Source organism: Arthrobacter sp. 9E16 (assembly GCF_002929435.1).
GTDB classification, from domain to species: Bacteria; Actinomycetota; Actinomycetes; order Actinomycetales; family Micrococcaceae; genus Arthrobacter_B; species Arthrobacter_B sunyaminii.
The window spans coordinates 340175-357584 of the sequence record NZ_PJIU01000002.1; the positions used below are offsets into that span (position 1 = coordinate 340175).

Annotated in this window: 16 protein-coding genes; 9 read left to right on the forward strand and 7 right to left on the reverse strand. The window is 65.7% G+C overall.

The genetic code is table 11. The features are described from left to right. Positions 1–2: 2 nt before the first annotated feature. On the forward strand, positions 3–2111 hold the full coding sequence (locus tag CXR00_RS08325) for a primosomal protein N' (RefSeq protein ID WP_104054060.1): 2109 nt from the start codon (positions 3–5) through the stop codon (positions 2109–2111). On the opposite strand, the gene CXR00_RS08330 is transcribed toward CXR00_RS08325, so the two are convergent. The 3 genes from CXR00_RS08330 to CXR00_RS08340 form a co-directional block, all read right to left on the reverse strand. Then, on the reverse strand, positions 2108–2473 hold the full coding sequence (locus CXR00_RS08330) for an Hsp20/alpha crystallin family protein (protein WP_104054061.1): 366 nt from the start codon (positions 2471–2473) through the stop codon (positions 2108–2110). The genes CXR00_RS08325 and CXR00_RS08330 overlap by 4 nt on opposite strands. Before the next feature lie 153 nt (positions 2474–2626). Further along, positions 2627–3361: an ABC transporter permease gene (locus CXR00_RS08335; protein ID WP_104054062.1), complete on the reverse strand. Its 735-nt coding sequence runs from the start codon at positions 3359–3361 to the stop codon at positions 2627–2629. After that, complete coding sequence (locus CXR00_RS08340; protein ID WP_104054063.1) at positions 3358–4119, reverse strand: ABC transporter ATP-binding protein; 762 nt, start codon at positions 4117–4119, stop codon at positions 3358–3360. Before CXR00_RS08340 ends, CXR00_RS08335 begins: the two co-directional genes overlap by 4 nt. A gap of 139 nt (positions 4120–4258) precedes the next feature. On the opposite strand from CXR00_RS08340, the gene CXR00_RS08345 reads away from it, so the two are divergent. From CXR00_RS08345 to CXR00_RS08355, 3 genes are all read left to right on the forward strand, one after another. Next, positions 4259–4690, forward strand: a complete 432-nt coding sequence (locus CXR00_RS08345) for a MarR family winged helix-turn-helix transcriptional regulator (RefSeq protein ID WP_104054064.1) — start codon at positions 4259–4261, stop codon at positions 4688–4690. Positions 4691–4764: 74 nt separating this feature from the next. Next, positions 4765–5784, forward strand: a complete 1020-nt coding sequence (locus CXR00_RS08350; protein WP_104054065.1) for an NADP-dependent oxidoreductase — start codon at positions 4765–4767, stop codon at positions 5782–5784. A gap of 187 nt (positions 5785–5971) precedes the next feature. After that, positions 5972–7288 (forward strand): DUF1524 domain-containing protein, encoded by a 1317-nt coding sequence (locus CXR00_RS08355; RefSeq protein ID WP_258060337.1) that lies wholly within the window; start codon positions 5972–5974, stop codon positions 7286–7288. A gap of 30 nt (positions 7289–7318) precedes the next feature. Here the strand turns inward: CXR00_RS08355 and CXR00_RS08360 are convergent, their stop codons facing one another. The 3 genes from CXR00_RS08360 to CXR00_RS08370 are packed head-to-tail and all read right to left on the reverse strand — an operon-like array spanning position 7319 to position 10169. Further along, on the reverse strand, positions 7319–8410 hold the full coding sequence (locus CXR00_RS08360) for a glycosyltransferase family 1 protein (RefSeq protein ID WP_104054801.1): 1092 nt from the start codon (positions 8408–8410) through the stop codon (positions 7319–7321). A gap of 2 nt (positions 8411–8412) precedes the next feature. Further along, the gene (locus tag CXR00_RS08365) at positions 8413–9333 is read right to left on the reverse strand and encodes an alpha/beta fold hydrolase (RefSeq protein WP_104054066.1); all 921 of its coding nucleotides are present in this window, start codon (positions 9331–9333) and stop codon (positions 8413–8415) included. Beyond that, positions 9333–10169, reverse strand: a complete 837-nt coding sequence (locus CXR00_RS08370; protein ID WP_104054067.1) for an aldo/keto reductase — start codon at positions 10167–10169, stop codon at positions 9333–9335. Before CXR00_RS08370 ends, CXR00_RS08365 begins: the two co-directional genes overlap by 1 nt. A 296-nt stretch (positions 10170–10465) precedes the next feature. Here CXR00_RS08370 and CXR00_RS08375 point away from each other — a divergent pair, with 296 nt between their 5' ends. From CXR00_RS08375 to CXR00_RS08395, 5 genes are all read left to right on the forward strand, one after another. Next, positions 10466–11203 carry an MIP/aquaporin family protein gene (locus tag CXR00_RS08375; protein WP_104054802.1) on the forward strand — a complete coding sequence of 246 codons (738 nt, stop codon included), beginning with the start codon at positions 10466–10468 and terminating at the stop codon, positions 11201–11203. Positions 11204–11268: 65 nt separating this feature from the next. Further along, entirely contained in the window at positions 11269–12789 is a 1521-nt protein-coding gene (gene glpK / locus CXR00_RS08380; RefSeq protein WP_104054068.1) for a glycerol kinase GlpK, read from the forward strand. Positions 12790–12992: 203 nt separating this feature from the next. Then, on the forward strand, positions 12993–14360 hold the full coding sequence (locus CXR00_RS08385) for an NAD(P)/FAD-dependent oxidoreductase (protein WP_258060339.1): 1368 nt from the start codon (positions 12993–12995) through the stop codon (positions 14358–14360). Then, complete coding sequence (locus CXR00_RS08390) at positions 14360–15292, forward strand: bile acid:sodium symporter family protein (RefSeq protein WP_104054069.1); 933 nt, start codon at positions 14360–14362, stop codon at positions 15290–15292. Before CXR00_RS08385 ends, CXR00_RS08390 begins: the two co-directional genes overlap by 1 nt. Then, positions 15289–16263 (forward strand): SDR family oxidoreductase, encoded by a 975-nt coding sequence (locus CXR00_RS08395; protein WP_104054070.1) that lies wholly within the window; start codon positions 15289–15291, stop codon positions 16261–16263. Before CXR00_RS08390 ends, CXR00_RS08395 begins: the two co-directional genes overlap by 4 nt. Here the strand turns inward: CXR00_RS08395 and CXR00_RS08400 are convergent. Then, positions 16260–17318, reverse strand: a complete 1059-nt coding sequence (locus CXR00_RS08400) for an RNA polymerase sigma factor (RefSeq protein WP_181032507.1) — start codon at positions 17316–17318, stop codon at positions 16260–16262. The two genes, CXR00_RS08395 and CXR00_RS08400, sit on opposite strands and share 4 nt — an antisense overlap. Between the last annotated feature and the right edge of the window lie 92 nt (positions 17319–17410).

The window sequence follows — 17410 nt, forward strand, 5'->3', positions numbered from 1 at the left end:
CTATGCCCCGGGAACCGGACAGCGACAACGGCCAGTTGTCCCTGCTGCACGGCTTCGTGTCGCCGGCCCGGAGCCTCGGGACGCAGCCTGCGGCGCCTGCACTGCCGGTGGCACGGGTCCTGCTGGACTCGCCGCTGCCGCACCTGGACCGCCCGTTCGATTATTTGGTGCCTGCGGACCTGGACAAAGACGCAGTGCCCGGCGCCCGGGTCAAGGTGCGGTTCGGCGGTCAGGAACTGGCCGGTTTCATTACCGAACGCACGGCACAGGCCGACACCTCGGCCCGGCTGGTTGCGCTGGGGAAAGTCGTGTCGCCGCAGCCGGTCCTGGCCCCGCAGATCCTGAGGCTGGCCGAGGCCGTGGCGGCCCGCTACTCCGGTACCGTGCATGACGTGCTCCGCGTGGCCATCCCGCCGCGTGCGGCGCGGGTGGACAAGGAATTCACTGTGCAGGCCCGGGAAGCGGCCGCGTCTGATGAGGATGCAGCCTTCGGTCCGGAAGGCTCCGGCCCCAATCCCTGGGCGCGTTATCCGCACGGACCGCGGTTCCTGACGCATCTGGCGGCCGGACACAGTCCCCGGGCAGTGCTCTCCTCCCTGGGCGGGTTTGGACCCGGAGCCTGGCCGGAGGAAATTGCGGCCGCCGTGTCATCAACCCTGTTGTCCGGCCGGGGCGCCGTCGTCGTGGTTCCCGATGCCAAGGATCTTGCCCGGCTGGAAAAAGCGCTGGCCGCCCGCATCGGTGCGGACGCCTATGTGCGGCTGACCGCCGACGACGGGGCCACGCCCCGGTACCGTTCCTTTTTGAAGGTCCTGCATGGAGACGTGCAGGTGGTGATCGGTACCCGTTCCGCTGCTTATGCGCCGGTGCGCAACCTGGGGCTGGCGGTGATTTGGGACGACGCCGATGACCTCCACGCCGAGCAGCGTGCACCGTACCAGCACGTGCGTGATGTCCTGCTGCTTCGCGCCGCCGAGGAAGACACCGCACTTTTGGTGGCCTCGCATTCGCGCAGCACTGAAGCCCAGCGGCTCGTGGCCAGCGGCTGGGCCGCCAGCATCACTGCCGAACGCAGTACAGTCCGATCGCTGGCACCACGCGTGGTCAGCACAGCCGATTCCTTCAATATGGAGCGCGACCCGCTGGCGGCCCGCGCCCGGATTCCCCACGCGGCATGGAAGGCGGCACAGGACGGACTGACCCGCGGTCCGGTGCTGGTGCAGGTGGCCCGCAGTGGTTTTTCTCCTGCGTTGTCCTGTCAGGAGTGCAGGGAGCCGGCACGCTGCCGGGCCTGCGCCGGTCCGTTGGGACTGGCCAGCCGCAACGGCATTCCGGCGTGCCGCTGGTGCGGGCGGCCGGAACCGGTGTGGAGCTGCGGCAACTGCGGGGGAACCCAGCTGCGCGGTTCTGCTGCGGGAGCGGGGCGTACTGCCGAGGAGCTCGGCCGGGCCTTCCCCTCCGTGACAGTCATATCCTCCGCGGGGGACCATGTTCGGGCCGAGGTGCCCGATGCTCCGGCGCTGGTGGTGGCGACGCCGGGTGCCGAGCCCGTGGCTGCCGGCGGCTATGCGGCCGCCGTTCTGCTGGACGGCAACGCAATGATGTCCCGGGAATCGCTGCGGGCAGGCGAGGAGACGCTGCGCCGCTGGTTCAGCGCCGCAGCACTGGTCCGTCCTGCCGGAGACAAGGGCCTGGTGGTGGTCACTGCCGATGACACCGCCACCGTGGGCCACCTGCTGCGCTGGGATCCGGCCGGAGCCGCTGAACGCGAGCTGGAACTGCGCCGGGAACTGGGCCTGCCGCCGGCCGTGCGGTACGCCGAGCTCACCGGGTCCCGTGAGGCGCTCACGGCTTTTGTTCCCCGCCTGGACCTGCCGGCGGAAACCCGGGTGGTGGGGCCGGCGCCGCTGGAGGACCCGCCGGGACCGGCTCCGGTCCACCGCGACGGCCAGCTGGGCGGCTCAGGCGGCCGCTACCGGACCCTGCTGTTCTTCTCCTATGCCGCTGCCCCGTCCGTGACTGCAGCCCTGCGGGCCACCAAGGCCGCCGTCTCAGCGAAGAGGACCGGCGACCCCGTGTACGTGCGGGTGGATGGAACGGACGTCCTCTAACCGGAGCCGTACCGGACGGGGATCTTCCGCCGCGGGCGGTCCGGATCGACCGGCAGCAGGACATTGAGGACGCCGCAGGTGTAGTGCGCGCTGATGCCTGCAGCCTTGACGTTGTCGCCCAGCAGGATGTGCCGTTCAATCAGACCGCGGCGGCGGTCCCGGACCAGCCACTTCGCTCCGGAAAAATCTCCGAGGGTGCGGTGACCCCGAAGGGTGAGGAGCTGTCCATCCACATCGAGGGTCAGCGATCCGGGGTCCAGCCCCGGAAGGTCGGCGTGCAGGATGTAGTGGTCATCTTCGCGGTACAGATCCACCGCCATTCCCGCTTCCATTTCCCCCAGCGGATCGCCCCGCCCCACCATGCCTATCAACTCCCTTACGGTGCCTTTTTGCCCACGCCTGACACCAGCTGCTGCCGGAATACCAGTAGTTTAGGGCGGGGGAAGGCGGGTAAAAAAATCGGCGCTGTGCCTTCCCGGGTGTCTTCCCTTTGCGCCTTCCCCCGTGCTGACACCTCAGGCTGTGCGGCGGCGCAGGGTGACGGCGCCCAGGACAACAAAGACCACCGCAAAGGCGGCCAGGATACCGATTTCACGGATGACTTCCGCCGTGGAGCCGCTGCCGTCGGCGACAAGGTTCAGTGCCTCCACGGCGTGCGACAGCGGAAGCCAGTCGGACACCGCTTCCAGGACCGCCGGCATCCGGTCCCGGGGGATGAAGATCCCGCCCAGCAGGATCTGGGGAAACACCAGGGCGGGCATGAACTGGATGACCTGAAACTCGGTACCGGCGAAGGCGCTGACGAACAGGCCCAGGGTGGCACCGAGTACAGCATCGGCCACCGCCACCGTGACCAGCAACCAGAGGCTTCCTTCGACGTCGAGCCCGCAGACCAAGACGGCGAAGGCGGAGGCAATCAGGGATTGGACCATGCCCAGCAGCCCGAAGGCGAGCGTGTAGCCGGCGATGAAATCGAACTTTCCCAGTGGCAGCGTCATGAGGCGTTCCAGGGTGCCGGAGCGGCGTTCCCGCAGGGTCGTGATGCTGGTGACCAGGAACATCACGATGAAGGGGAACAGCCCCAGCAGTGCCGGTCCCAGGTCGCCAAACACGCCGGTGTCTTCGAAAATCCAGGCCAGCAGGCCAATCAACAGGCTCGGCACCAGCAGCAACAGGATCACCGTCCGTGGGTCGTGGCGGATCTGCGTCAGCACCCGTGCCGCCGTGGCCAGTGCCAGAGGCGGTTTCATGTCGCTCCCAAGAGGGTGAGGAAGGCTGTGTCGGCATCCGGGGCGCCGGTGCGTTCCAATAGCTCCGCCGGCGTCAGGTCGGCCAGCAGCCGCCCCTCATGCAGCAGGAGGATCCGGCCGCACCGATTGGCCTCGTCCATCACATGGCTGCTCACCAGGAGGCTCACGCCGCGGGAAGCCAGCGTGGCGAAGAGGTTCCACAGGTCCCGGCGCAGGACCGGATCCAGTCCCACCGTGGGTTCGTCGAGGATCAGCAGCTCCGGGGTGCCCAGCAGGGCAACGGCCAGCGAGACCCGGCGGTGCTGGCCGCCGCTGAGGCTGCCGGCCAGCTGCCCGGCCTGCCCGCCCAGATCGGTTTCCTGAAGCACCCGTTCCGGGTCAGTGGCCGGGGCTCCCAGGATCCGGGCGAAGTAGCGCAGGTTTTCCAGGACGCTCAGATCGTCGTAGACGCCGGCTCCTTGGGCCAGGTAGCCGACTCTGCGTCGCAGGTCCGGGCTGCCGGCGGGGGAACCGAGTACCTGGACGGTGCCTTCTGTGATCCTTTGGGTGCCCACCACAGCCCGCATAAAGGTGGTTTTGCCACTGCCGCTGGGACCTAAAAGCCCTACGACCTGCCCCCGGGGAACCGCCACGGTCAGGCCATTCAGTGCTGTGGTTCCGCCGCGCTTCACCAGGAGTCCGGTCGACCGGATGGCAGGGCTGTCGATCGGTGCACCCGCTGGCGGAGGCAGCGGGTCTGTCGGATGTGGAGGCGGCATGTGGCCGACTCTGCCCCCGGCGCCGGATACAGTCAACGGGCCGGGGCATCCTGCAGACATCCGGGCGGAAACAGCAGCCCATCCAAAATCAGATCCGCGTTCGGTTGTGCACAACTCAGTTGTGGGCTAGGTTGGGCCGATGAGTGATTCCCTCCACCGGCAGGTCTGCTTTTCCCTGTACTCGGCATCCCGGGCCGCCACCGCGGTGTACCGGCCGCTGTTGGATCAGCTGGGCCTGACCTACCCGCAGTACCTCGTGCTGACGGTGCTGTGGGAAAAGGACGGCAGCAGTGTCAGAGAGCTGGGCCGGTCCCTGGAACTGGATTCCGGCACGCTCTCACCCCTGCTCAAACGGCTGGAAGCCGCCGGGCTGGTGGTGCGGAAACGCTCGACCGCCGACGAACGCCGGGTCGACATCCACCTGACGGAAAACGGCCGTGCCCTGCAGGCCCAAGCACTGGACCTGCCGCAGCGGGTGGCTGAAGCCGCGGGACTGGAACCGGAAGAGCTGCAGGCACTGCAGGAAACGCTTGCCAAAGTCACGCGGGCCCTGCGGGACGCCGCCCATTGACGGACAGGTTCACTGCAGCCTGAGATTTCCCCATACCCCACGGACCTCCGGGTCCCGAACAGGAAGGCATTTTCATGACCGACTACCCCCAGACCAGTCGCGAAATCCAGCTGGCATCCCGCCCCGAGGGCTGGCCCGCGGACGAGAATTTCCGGCTCGCCGAGGTGCCCGTGCCCAAGCTGGAAGACGGCCAGGTCCTGGTGCGCAACCTGTACATGTCCGTGGATCCCTACATGCGCGGCCGCATGAACGATGTGAAGTCCTACGTGCCTCCCTTCCAGATCGACGCCCCGCTCGACGGCGGTGCCATTGGCGAGGTGGTGGAGTCCCGTTCCGAGGGACACCGGCCCGGCGACAAAGTTCTGCACGGCCTCGGCTGGCGGGACTACGCCGTCCTGGACGGCAAGCGTGCCCGCGTCATCGACGCAGAGGCGGCCCCCGCGTCTGCTTACCTGGGCGTGCTGGGCATGACCGGCCTGACGGCATATGCAGGGCTGACCAAGGTTGCAGAGTTCAAGGAAGGCGACGTCGTCTTCGTCTCCGGCGCCGCCGGCGCCGTCGGATCCCTCGTGGGCCAGATTGCCAAGGCTATGGGCGCCAAGAAGGTCATCGGCAGCGCCGGATCAGCCGAAAAGGTGCAGCGCCTGCTGGATCTGGGTTTCGATGAGGCCTTCAATTACCACGACGGGCCCGTCAAGGAGTCACTGAAAAAGGCAGCCGGCGCAGACGGCATCGATGTCTACTTCGACAACGTGGGCGGCGAGCACCTTGAAGCTGCCATTGCGGTGATGAATAAGTACGGCCGGATTGCCATGTGCGGTGCCATTTCCCAGTACAACACCACAGACGCTCCCACCGGCCCGCGCAACCTCGCCCTGGCCATCGGCAAGGAACTGACGCTGCGCGGGTTCATCGTCGGAAGCTACAACCAGTACGCCGACGAGTTTGCCGAACTGATGTCGGGTTGGCTCAACGACGGCAGGGTCAGCTACGACGAGACCTTCGTGGACGGACTGGAGAACGCTCCTCAGGCTTTTATTGACCTGATGAAGGGCGCCAACAAGGGCAAAATGATCGTGACCCTGCAGGCCTGATCTGCTGCGGTAGCCAAACCCCCGGTACCAGCGGGAAGGGGCGGGACTTTCGAGTTCCGCCCCTTCCCTTTTTCTGTGCCCCGGACACGTGCGGGTGCCTGGGCCCTGCACCGACGGCGGCCGTGCCCGGCGGTTGCCGAGTCGGATTAATCTTTAAAGCGGGAATTCAGCTATGGAAAGGAGCCCTATGACCGACGTCAAACCCGCCCAAGGCCGGAAGCCCGGCACAGTGACCATCGTTACCGGTTCCATCCTGGGTCTCCTGGTCATAGTCGCAATGTTCTTCAGCGTCACCGCCGGACTGGGACTGCTGGCCTTCTCCGGCCTGCTCACCGGCTTATACGTCCTCATCACCGGCCGGCGGTCCTGGGCACGGATCCCTGCCGGACGGCGCGGCGGAGCCATCGCGGTGGCCGCATCGGTCGTCACCCTGATCGTGGCCGGCACCCTTGCTCCCGCCGCAGAGCTGGAGGAGACTTCGCCGATTTCTGAACCGGGACCTGTGTCATCGCCGTCGGCTTCCGCCGCACCGACCCCGGTCCAAACATCTGAACCGACGCCGACTCCTGAAACTGAACCGACTCCTGAAACTGAACCGACTCCTGAAACTGAACCAGCTCCTGAGGCCGTGCCAGAATCCGAACCGGAGCCTGAAGCGGCGGCGCCTGCAGCGGCCGGCACCGCCCTGGCTCAGCTGGACACCATCCCGATCAAGGGCCGGGCACCGAAGACCGGTTACGACCGGGACCTGTTTGGGCCCGCGTGGAAGGACGTTGACCGCAACGGCTGCGACCAGCGCAACGATATTCTCCGGCGCGACCTGGAATCGGTGAGCCTCAAGCCGGGGACGAACAACTGTGTTGTCACCTCCGGCACCCTGCTGGATCCGTTCACGGGGTCGGTGATCAGCTTCGTGCGCGGGGAAGGTACTTCCAATGCCGTCCAGATCGACCATGTGGTGGCTCTCTCCGACGCCTGGCAGAAGGGGGCCCAGCAGATGGCACAAAACCAGCGTGAGGCATTCGCCAATGACCCGCTGAATCTTCTCGCCGTGGACGGCCCCTCCAACGGTGCCAAGGGTGACGGTGACGCTGCAACGTGGCTTCCACCGAACAAGGGATTCCGTTGTGAGTACGTGGCCCTTCAGACTGCAGTGAAAGCCAAATACGGGCTGTGGATGACCCAGGCCGAATCCGATGCGATCCGCGGGATCCTCACCTCATCGTGCCCTGACCAGCCGGTTCCTGCCGACGGCGGTGTCATCGTCGCACCGGAACCTGCTCCCGCGACAGTGCAGGTCCCCGCAGAAGCCCCCGCACCTGATTCAGCCCCCGCACCTGATTCAGCCCCCGCACCTGATCCGGTGCCGGCCGCCCCGGAGGATGTCCACTATGAGAACTGCGATGCCGTGAAGGCTGCCGGTGCTGCACCGATCCAGGTAGGCGAGCCGGGGTGGCAGCCAAAGTTTGACCGCGACGGCGACGGGGTCGGCTGCGAGAATTGACCGGTTCAGGCAGGTAGGCCGCCGAGCGGACTACCTGCCTGAACGGCCGGCCTGATGCTGCCGGACGGCCTCCTGTGCTGCTTCCACAAGCTGCACGGCAGAGGTGTCCCACGAATACTCCGCGGCGCGGCGCAGTCCGGCCTCCGAGACCTGCCGCCAGCGCCGCGGATCCGCCAGCGTGAGCACTGCATCCGCAAACTCCTTGGGGCTGTCCGGATCCGCCAGCAGGGCTGCCCCGCCCGAAACTTCACGGAAGATCGGAATGTCGCTGGCCACCACGGGCGTTCCCAGCGCCATCGCCTCGATCATCGGCAGCCCGTACCCTTCGGCCCGGGACAGCGTCACCAGTGCGGTGGAGGTGCGCAGTAAGTCCTCGTATTCCTCGTCGCTGACCCCGTTGTGGAACACGACGTCGGTCCCCGGCGGCACGAGTGCTTCGAGCTCCCGGCGCCGTTCCGGGGTGATCCGGCTCAGCAGGTGCAGCGTGTAGCCGGGCAGGTGCTCCATGCCGCGGATCACGGTTTCCACGTTCTTGTAGGGCATGAAGGACCCCATGTAGAGCAGGCTCTTCTCCGGGGCTTCAGCGGGATCCCGGACAAGGGCACCGGGCTGGGGGGCGTTGCCGACAATGCGGACCGGACGCCGGGTGAGCCGATGGCGCATCATCAGGGCACGGGTGGTTTCGCTGATGGTGGCGACGACGTCGGCCCGGTTCAGCAGCAGCCGCTGCGGCCAGTACGCGAGGTGGTACAGCCGCCACAGTGCCCGCACCGGCAGCGGCAGGAAACCGGGCGGCGTCGGATTCGAATAGTAGATCAGGTCATGCAGGGTCAGGATCAGCGGATACTGCCGTCCCCAGCTGCCCATGGTCTGCATGGGAGACACGACGACGTCGGGGCTGTACCGGTTCACGCGCAGGGCCACCAGGAGCTCGGCGGGGGAGAGCGGGCTGTTGATCTTCACCCAGGGCAGGTCCGGCAGCAGGGCCAGCTGCCGTTCGTCGGAAATCAGCATCAGTACAGAGGCGTGCCGGGACACAGCTTCGATCAGGGAAGCGCCGTAGCGGCTGATTCCGTCATGGTGATCGGTGCGGGTGAAACGGGCGTCCACGGCTATGCGCAGTGTCATGCGTGTCTCCGGAGCAGGAAATCGGAAATCAGCCTTGCCGCTTCGGCCGGCGCTTCGTAGTGGACCAGGTGGCCAACGCCGGGAAGGACGTGCAGCTCGGCATCGGGAATCAGCGCGGCCAACCGCTCCTGTCCGGCCACGGAGCCGAGGTCATCGCGCTCCGCGGCGATCAGGAGGACGGGCATGGCCAGCTGTTCGGCGCTGTCCCGGACGGTCGTGGAGATGGAGGCACGGAAGGCATCCAGGACCACGTCACGGTTGGCGAAGGCACTGAAGTAGGCGGCGTGCTGTCCGTGGATCCAGCGCCGCAGCGCAGGGTCCCGGGTTTTGGCCATGAAGATGCTCATGCCCCGGACAATGGCCGGGTGCTGCAGCAGGGCCATGCCCAGAGACTCGGGCAGGCGGGCAGCGGCCAGATAGTAAAGTTCGGCGGCTTTGCTGGTGATGCCTTTTGGGCCTTCCAGCGCTGGTTCGCAGATGGGATTGACCAGGACCAGTTCACTCAGCAGCTCCGGGTGATCCGCGGCCACCCGGGACGCGATGATGGAGCCGAAGGAATGGCCCAGTAAAACCGTATCCGGGCCGAGGCCTAGCATCTCGGAGGACAGCAAAGCGGCAACAAAGCCGGCGTATGCCCCGACGTCGTGCGTTCCCGGCAGCGGCTGCCCGGATCCGAAGCCCGGCAGATCGGGCACCAGGATCCGGTGTTGGGGAAGTGCCTCCACCACGCGCAGCAGGCCGTGATGGTCGCCGCGGAACCCGTGGACCATGAAGATCGGGGAACCCGAGGGGTGGCCGGGGACTGCCGGAAAGTCCCAGCAGCGCTGGAGGGTGCCGTCCACCGCAATGGTGCGGACATCCGCGCTGCGCGTCAGCCTGATGTCTGCCGCCTGCCTGTCCCGTGGTGCTGTGTGCATTAGTTGACCTTGTCCGGATGGGATCCGGAGCGCTGGTTCCGGTCCAAACCGGTGATGGCGGTCTGCTGCTCGGGCGTCAATTCGAACGAAAAGACGTCCAGATTCTCTGCGATGCGCTCGGGGGAACTGGCCTTGGGAATGGCGATATTCCCCTGTTCCATATGCCAGCGCAGGATCACGCGGGCGGGCGAGACTCCCAGATCTGCGGCGATGGAGGTGATGACCGGATCCGCGAGGACGGCACCGCGGCCCAGCGGGCTCCAGGCAACGGTGCGGATGCCCAGCTCCTGGTGCAGCTTGGTCAGCGGACGCTGCTGCAGCCAGGGGTGCAGTTCCACTTGGTTGACGGCAGGGACCACGTCGGTGGCGTCCATCAACTGCTGCAGGTGGTCCGGCTGGAAGTTGGACACCCCGATGGCGCGAACCCGGCCGGAGCGGTACAGCTCCTCCAAAGCCCGATACGTGTCAATGAACAACCCCCGCTCGGGGCAGGGCCAGTGGATGAGGTACAGGTCGAGGGTGTCCAGACCAAGGCGTGCCATGGTGGCGTCGAAGGCACGCAGGGTGGAGTCGTAACCCTGGTCCGTGTTCCAGACTTTTGACGTGAGAAATATCTCATTACGGTTGACATTCTCGTCTGCGATAAAGTCCCGTACCGCCTCGCCAACGCCCTCTTCATTGCCGTACAACGCCGCCGTATCGATGTGGCGGTATCCGGTGCCGAGGGCCAGAGTGACGAGATCCGCCGCGTCAGGAGCGGGTACCTTGTAGGTGCCGAAGCCCACCTGATCCATGCGGACGCCGTTGTTGAGGTTGAGTTTGGGTGCCGGTTCCATGCACAAGACTCTACCGAGGATGACGGTTGCCGAGTGAATTCAGCCCGAGTACGGTTGGCCGGTAAGTCTGAGCAAACGGAAACGTTCTGTCTCCGTGCACTGCCTCCTTCTCTGGTGGATGCGGTGTTGGGGGAAACGCTGGAACGCACTAATGCAGAACAGCAATAATTCGCAAATGCGACGGCGGCACTGCTGCCGGCTGTGGGTCCACCCGGGGAGGGAGTCATGGCACAGTTGAGACAGGCCAGCGGGCAATCGGCTGGTTCGAGAAAATTCGAAGGATGGAGAAGTCAATGGTGACTCTCGGTGAGGTATTCCTCAGTGAGTTTGCGGGAACGGCAATGCTAATCCTGCTTGGTTGTGGTGTGGTCGCGAACGTGGCCCTGCGCAAGACGAAGGGCAATGGCGGAGGGACCCTCATGGTCAACTTCGGCTGGGGCCTCGGTGTGTTTGCGGGTGTGTTCGTGGCGGTTCAATCAGGCGCGCATCTGAACCCGGCAGTGACGATGGGTCTGCTTTTCAATGGTTCAGACCTGGCACCCGGAGTGGAGACCAGCTTTGCCTCCGTGATGGTCTACCTGGTCGCGCAGCTGCTTGGCGCAATGCTGGGTGCCGTGCTGGCCTGGCTGGCGTACAAGAAACAGTTCGATGACGAACCCGATGCAGAGAACATCCTGGGCGTGTTCTCCACCGGCCCGACCATCCGCTCCTACGGCTGGAACGTCGTGACGGAAGTTATCGGCACGTTCGTGCTGGTGTTCGTCATCCTCGCCTTCGGCGGAACCCCCAACGAGCTCGGCCCGCTGGCCGTGGGTCTCCTGGTGGTTGCCATCGGTGCTTCGCTTGGCGGCCCCACCGGCTATGCCATCAACCCTGCGCGTGACCTCGGCCCCCGCATCGTCCACGCGCTGCTGCCCATTCCCAACAAGGGCAAGAGCGACTGGGCTTACGCATGGGTGCCGGTTGTCGGGCCCATCATCGGCGGGTCGCTGGCCGGCATTGTCTTCAACGGCATTCCGATGCCTGTTGTCTAAGGCTTCCCCCCGGGCGGACTGTTCCCGCCGCATCCCTGTACGTCCCCCTGTAAAAGGAGCGAAACATGCCTGACCAGAGTTACATCATTGCGATTGACCAGGGCACCACCAGCAGCCGTGCGATCGTTTTTGACCATGACGGCAACATTGTCTCGACCGGCCAGAAGGAACACGAGCAGATCTTCCCCCGCGCCGGCTGGGTGGAGCACGATCCCGAGGAAATCTGGACCAACGTCCGCGAAGTCGTCGGTACCGCACTGTCCAAGGCGAACCTGACGCGGCACGACATCGCCGCCGTCGGCATTACCAACCAGCGCGAAACGGCCGTGGTCTGGGACAAGACCACAGGCAAGCCGGTCTACAACGCCATTGTCTGGCAGGACACCCGCACGCAGCCAACGGTGAACGAGCTGGCCCAGGACGGCGGCCTGGACCGGTATAAGGGCCGCGTTGGCCTGCCGCTGGCCACGTACTTCTCGGGCACCAAGATCAAGTGGATCCTGGACAACGTTGAGGGTGCACGGGAACGTGCCGAAGCCGGCGACCTGCTCTTCGGCAACACCGACTCCTGGATTGTCTGGAACCTTACCGGCGGAACCGACGGCGGCGTGCACATCACCGACGTCACCAACGCCTCGCGCACGCTGTTCATGAACCTGGACAGCCTGACCTGGAACGAAGACATCCTCAAGGACTTCGGTGTTCCGCTGTCGATGATGCCGGAGATCAAGTCCTCCTCTGAGGTCTACGGCACGGTGCACACCTCGCAGCTGCTGCGCGAAACCCCGGTTGCCGGCATCCTCGGCGACCAGCAGGCCGCCACGTTCGGCCAGGCCGCCTTTGGCCAGGGTGCTGCCAAGAACACCTACGGCACCGGCTGCTTCCTCATCTTCAACACCGGTGAGGAGATTGTCCGTTCCGAGAACGGCTTGATCACCACCGTGGCCTACCAGATTGGCGATTCCAAGCCGGTGTACGCGCTGGAAGGCTCCATTGCCGTCACCGGTTCACTGGTTCAGTGGCTGCGCGACAACCTGGGCATGATCCAGAGCGCCCCGGAGATTGAGCGCCTGGCCAACGAGGTCACCGACAACGGCGGCGTCTACATTGTTCCGGCCTTCTCCGGACTCTTCGCTCCGCACTGGCGCTCCGACGCGCGCGGCGCGATTGTCGGGCTGACCCGCTTCGTGAACAAGAACCACATCGCCCGTGCGGCCTTGGAAGCTACTGCTTTCCAGACGCGCGAGGTGCTCGACGCCGTCAACGCCGACTCCGGCGTTCCGCTCACCGAACTGCGCGTGGACGGCGGCATGGTGGCCAATGAGGCACTCATGCAGTTCCAGGCCGACATCCTCGGCGTGGACGTGGTTCGCCCCAAGATCGTGGAGACGACAGCCCTGGGTGCTGCTTACGCGGCAGGCCTGGCAGTGGGCTACTGGAACGACACCGACGAGCTCGAGACCAAGTGGGCCGAAGACAAGCGCTGGACCCCCCAGATGGAAGACAGTGAACGCCAGCGTCAGATGCGACTGTGGTCCAAGGCCGTCACGCGGACCTTCGACTGGGTTGACGACGACGTGCTGTAACCAGCACGCGGCGTCTTCGGACGGCACCTGGACGTCTGAAGACGACAAGTGAGGATTGGGCCCCGGCGGGCGAACGCCGGGGCCCTTTTCATGCCTCAAGGGATCTGCGGCCGGCCGGTGAGGTGGTTTGACCCGCTGTGAACACTTCGGTAGCGTTCCAGCAGCATCAAAGGTGATGCAGGTCACGAAAGCAGGCGCGGGTATTGGAATTCTCCACAACAGCAGGGGACGGGGCATTGCCGGTAGCTGTCATCGGATCCGGGCCGAGCGGACTGGCTGCCATGCGGGCGCTCTCACGCCGGGGGCTGGATTTTGTCGGCTTTGAGCAGTTCACCGAAGTGGGCGGGCTGTGGAACATTGATAACCCGGTGAGCACGGTCTACGAGTCGGCACACCTCATTTCTTCGAAGTCCACTACCGCTTTTGCGGAGTATCCGATGCCGGCCGGCACGCCGGACTATCCCGGCCACAGCCATTTGCGGAAATATTTCAGCGGGTACGCGGAAACTTTCGGCCTGTACCGCCACATCCGCTTCTCCACCCGGATAACGGACGCGGTAACGGCCGACGGCGGGTGGCAGCTGACCTGGCAGGACGGGCAGGGTGCCGGCAGCGGCAGGTTCAGTGCCGTCATCGTCGCCACCGGCACCCTGCACACCCCGGCCATTCCCCGGTTTCCCGGCAACTTCTCCGGCGAGATCCGCCACTCGGCACAGTACAAGAAGGCCACCGATCTTGCCGGAAAACGCGTGCTGATCGTGGGTGCCGGAAACAGCGGCTGCGACATAGCGGTGGACGCCGTGCACCACGCAGCCTCGGTGGACATCAGCGTGCGCCGCGGCTATTACTTTGTGCCGAAATACGTGTTTGGCCGACCCACCGACACCCTCAACCAGGGCAAACCCCTGCCGCGGCCGTTGAAGCAATTCATCGACAAACGGCTGCTGCGCATGTTTACCGGCGACCCGCACCGCTTTGGCTTTCCGGCGCCGGACCATCGAATCTATGAGTCGCATCCTGTGGTCAACTCGCTGATCCTGCACCATCTGGGCCATGGCGACCTGCAGGTGAAGGCGGATATCAGCCGCTTCGAGGGCAGCACCGTGCATTTCCGTGACGGCAGTGCCGGGGACTATGACCTCATTCTGCTGGCCACCGGCTACGTGTTGGATTATCCGTTCCTGCGGCCGGAGCTGCTGGGCGGGAAGGGGCCGTCCCCGGATCTTTATCTCAACATCTTCAGCCGCGAGGCGAAAAACCTGATGGTGGTGGGCATGGTGGAAGCTTCCGGCCTCGGCTGGGAGGGCCGGTACCGCCAGGCCGAGCTGGTGGCTGCGTATCTCGCTGCGCAGCGGGACGCGCCCGAGATTGCAGGGGCCTTCCGCAGCACCATCAACGGTCCCTCACCGGACGTCACCGGCGGCTACCGCTACCACGGTACTGACCGGGGGAGCCACTACGTCAACAAAGACGCTTACCGGGCAGAGCTCGCGGCCCATCTGGCCCGGCTTGCCGGCCCGGCCGCCGCTTCCGGCGTTTCTGAGCCCGCACTGGCGGAGGCGCGGCGCTGATGCCCATCGACGACGTCGTGCTGAACTTTTCTCCCGGCTCGCTGGTGATCCTGAACGTGGTCCTGGCCGTCATCATCCTTGGGATCGCACTGGAGGTCCGGCCCTCGGATTTCCGCACCGTGCTGCGCAGCCCGAAGGCGGTGGTGCTGGGCATCGCGGCACAGTATCTGCTGCTGCCGGCGGTCACGGTTGGCATAGCTCTGGCCCTGCAGGTCCCGGCCTCCATTGCGCTTGGAATGATCCTGGTGGCCTGCTGTCCGCCGGGCGGAATTTCCAACGTCCTCACCCACCGGGCACACGGCGACGTCGCGCTCTCAGCGTCCATGACAGCGGTGTCCAACCTGGTGGCCATCATTGTGATGCCCCTGAACGTGGCCTTCTGGGCGGCGCTGAGTCCCTCCACGGCCTCGCTGATGCGCGACTTCTCCCTGGACCGCGGCGGGATGCTGATTCAGGTGCTGCTGATTATCGGAGTTCCGTTTGCCGTGGGAATGCCCCTGGCCCGCCGCTTTCCGGGAATCATTAACCGGCTCCGGCCCTGGGTGCAGCGGATCGGGCTGGTAGCGCTCCTGGCCTTTATCGTTGCCGGGACGGCGAGCAATCTGGGCCCGCTGCGCGAACATCTGGGCACCATCTTCCTGGTGGTGCTGCTGCATGACGCCATTGCGCTGGCGGTGGGCTACTTCAGTGCCGCGGCCGTCCGGCTGGATGAAGCCAGCCGGCGGGCCGTCACCTTTGAGGTGGGCGCGCGCAACACCGGGCTGGGACTCGGGCTGACCCTGACGTTTTTCTCCGGCCTGGGCGGCATGGCCATGGTCGCGGCCTGGTGGGGGATCTGGGACATCCTGGCCGGACTGCTGCTGGCTGCGTGGTGGAGGCGGCGGGATGCCCGGCGTGCCGCTGCAGGGGAACCCCGGGAGGCTGCACTGTGAACCGGGTCTGCGTAACCGGCGGCAACGGATTCCTGGGCAGCGCCGTCGTTGCCCGGCTGGCAGCGGACCCCGGGATCAGCTCCGTCCTGAGCCTGGACATCCGCGAGCCCGCCGCAGACCGGTGGCTCGACGGCGTCGAGTACGCGCTGGCCGATGTCTGCTCGCCGGACGTCGGCCGGCTGCTGAAGGCTCACCGCATCGACACCGTGGTTCATCTGGCGGCCATCGTGAACCCGGGCAGGGACACCAGCAGGGAACAGGAGTTCCAGGTGGACGTGGTGGGATCCCGGAATGTCCTGGCGGCCTGTATCTCCGCCGGGGTTCAGCATGTGGTCATCTCCTCTTCGGGGGCTGCCTACGGTTACCACGCGGACAACGCACCCTGGCTCAGCGAAGCGCATCCGCTGCGCGGCAATGACGAGTTCGCCTATTCCCGGCACAAACGTCTGGTGGAAGAAGAGCTGGCCCGGCTCCGCAGCGACCATCCCGATCTGAAGCAGACCATCTTCCGGATCGGCACCATCCTGGGGGAGCGGGTGCAAAACCAGATCACAGCCCTGTTTGATGCGCCCCGGCTGCTGCGGGTGGCCGGCAGCGACTCGCCGTTTGTCTTCATCTGGGACGAGGACGTCGCTGACGCCATGGTGCAGGCCGTCCTCACCGGCCGCAGCGGGATCTACAACGTGGCAGGCGACGGCGCACTGACGGTCCGCGAGATTGCTTCGCTCATGGGAAAGCGGACCATCAGCGTGCCGGCCCCGTTGCTGGCCGCCGGGCTGTGGCTGGGACACAAGCTGAAGCTGACCGTGCACGGACCGGAGCAGCTCCGTTTCCTGCGCTACCGGCCGGTTTTGGACAATACGGCACTCAAGAATGAGTTCGGCTTTACGCCCTCGCGCACCAGTCGGGAGGCTTTTCTGGGGTTCCGGGCCGCGAGGGAGGCTGCTGCGGCGGACGTGACGGCAGGCTAGAAGTAGCTCACCCCGTTGGTCTTGAACGGCAGGCCCAGCCCGCCGGCCACCTCGGCCAGAACCTCGGGGCAGAAGAAGTACCACTTCAGTTCCGCGATGAGCGGCGCACCGTGGGCAGCGCGCACGCGCAGGACATCCGCCACCACCCCGGGGGCCTCCGGCGTTTCCTTCGGCCGCTCCCACAGCAGGATGATGTCCTCACCGCCGAAGTGATGGACAGTTGCCCGGTAGAGTTCGGCGGCGTCCGGGCCGAACGTGTGGGTCATGGACCCGGTGCGGATCTGTTCGTGTCCGGTTTCGCTGACATTGCCGATGACCTCGGACCGCCCGCCCGCCAGGAAGAGGTCCACCATGGCATCAATGTCATAGGCGTTGAAGGCCTCCGCCAGCCGGCGCAGCAGCAGCGCGTGTTCCGCCGGCGGCACGGCGCCGGTTTCAGTCCCGGGATGTGCGGAAGAAGATGCACCCATTCCTGAACCGCTGCGGGCTGCCTGGAGGGTGGCCCGGCCGCGGTGCAGGGCCGACTTCACGGCGCCCGGTGTCGTCTCCAGCATGCCGGCGATTTCGGCCAGGGAATAGGAGAACACATCTTTGAGGACCACGCACGCCCGCTCCCGCGGGGGCAGGAGGTGCAGCAACTGACGGAGGGCAGACTCCACGTCCAGGTTTGCCAGGGGATCAGGAGCGGTCTCGTCCGGGAGTTCAGGGGCGGAATCGGTCCACTCCAAGACCGCCCGGCTGCTGCGGCGCAGTGAATCTATCCAGGTGTTCGTGGCAATCCGAACCAGCCACGCCTCAGTATTGAGGATGGGTTCGTGCCGCTGCGAGGCTTCCGCCAGAGCTTTGGTCAGTGTTTCCTGCAGCAAATCCTCCGCATCCCATACCGTGGGGGTCAAGCTGCGGCAGTATGCGTACACGGAGCCCCTCACGGGCTCCAGCGCCACCAGGAAATCACGGCGGGCGCGGCGCAAATCATTTCGATTATCCGCGAAAGCCGGCGTCTCCGCTGCTGCGCGGACAGCGCGTACCGCTGTCGTTCCCGCCTCAAGTGCCATTGACATTTCCCCTCGTTTTCCCCGCCGTCGGCGGTGCCTGATCAAAAGCATGACACTGCGCCATGTCCTTGCCCGGTAGACGCACGGGCACG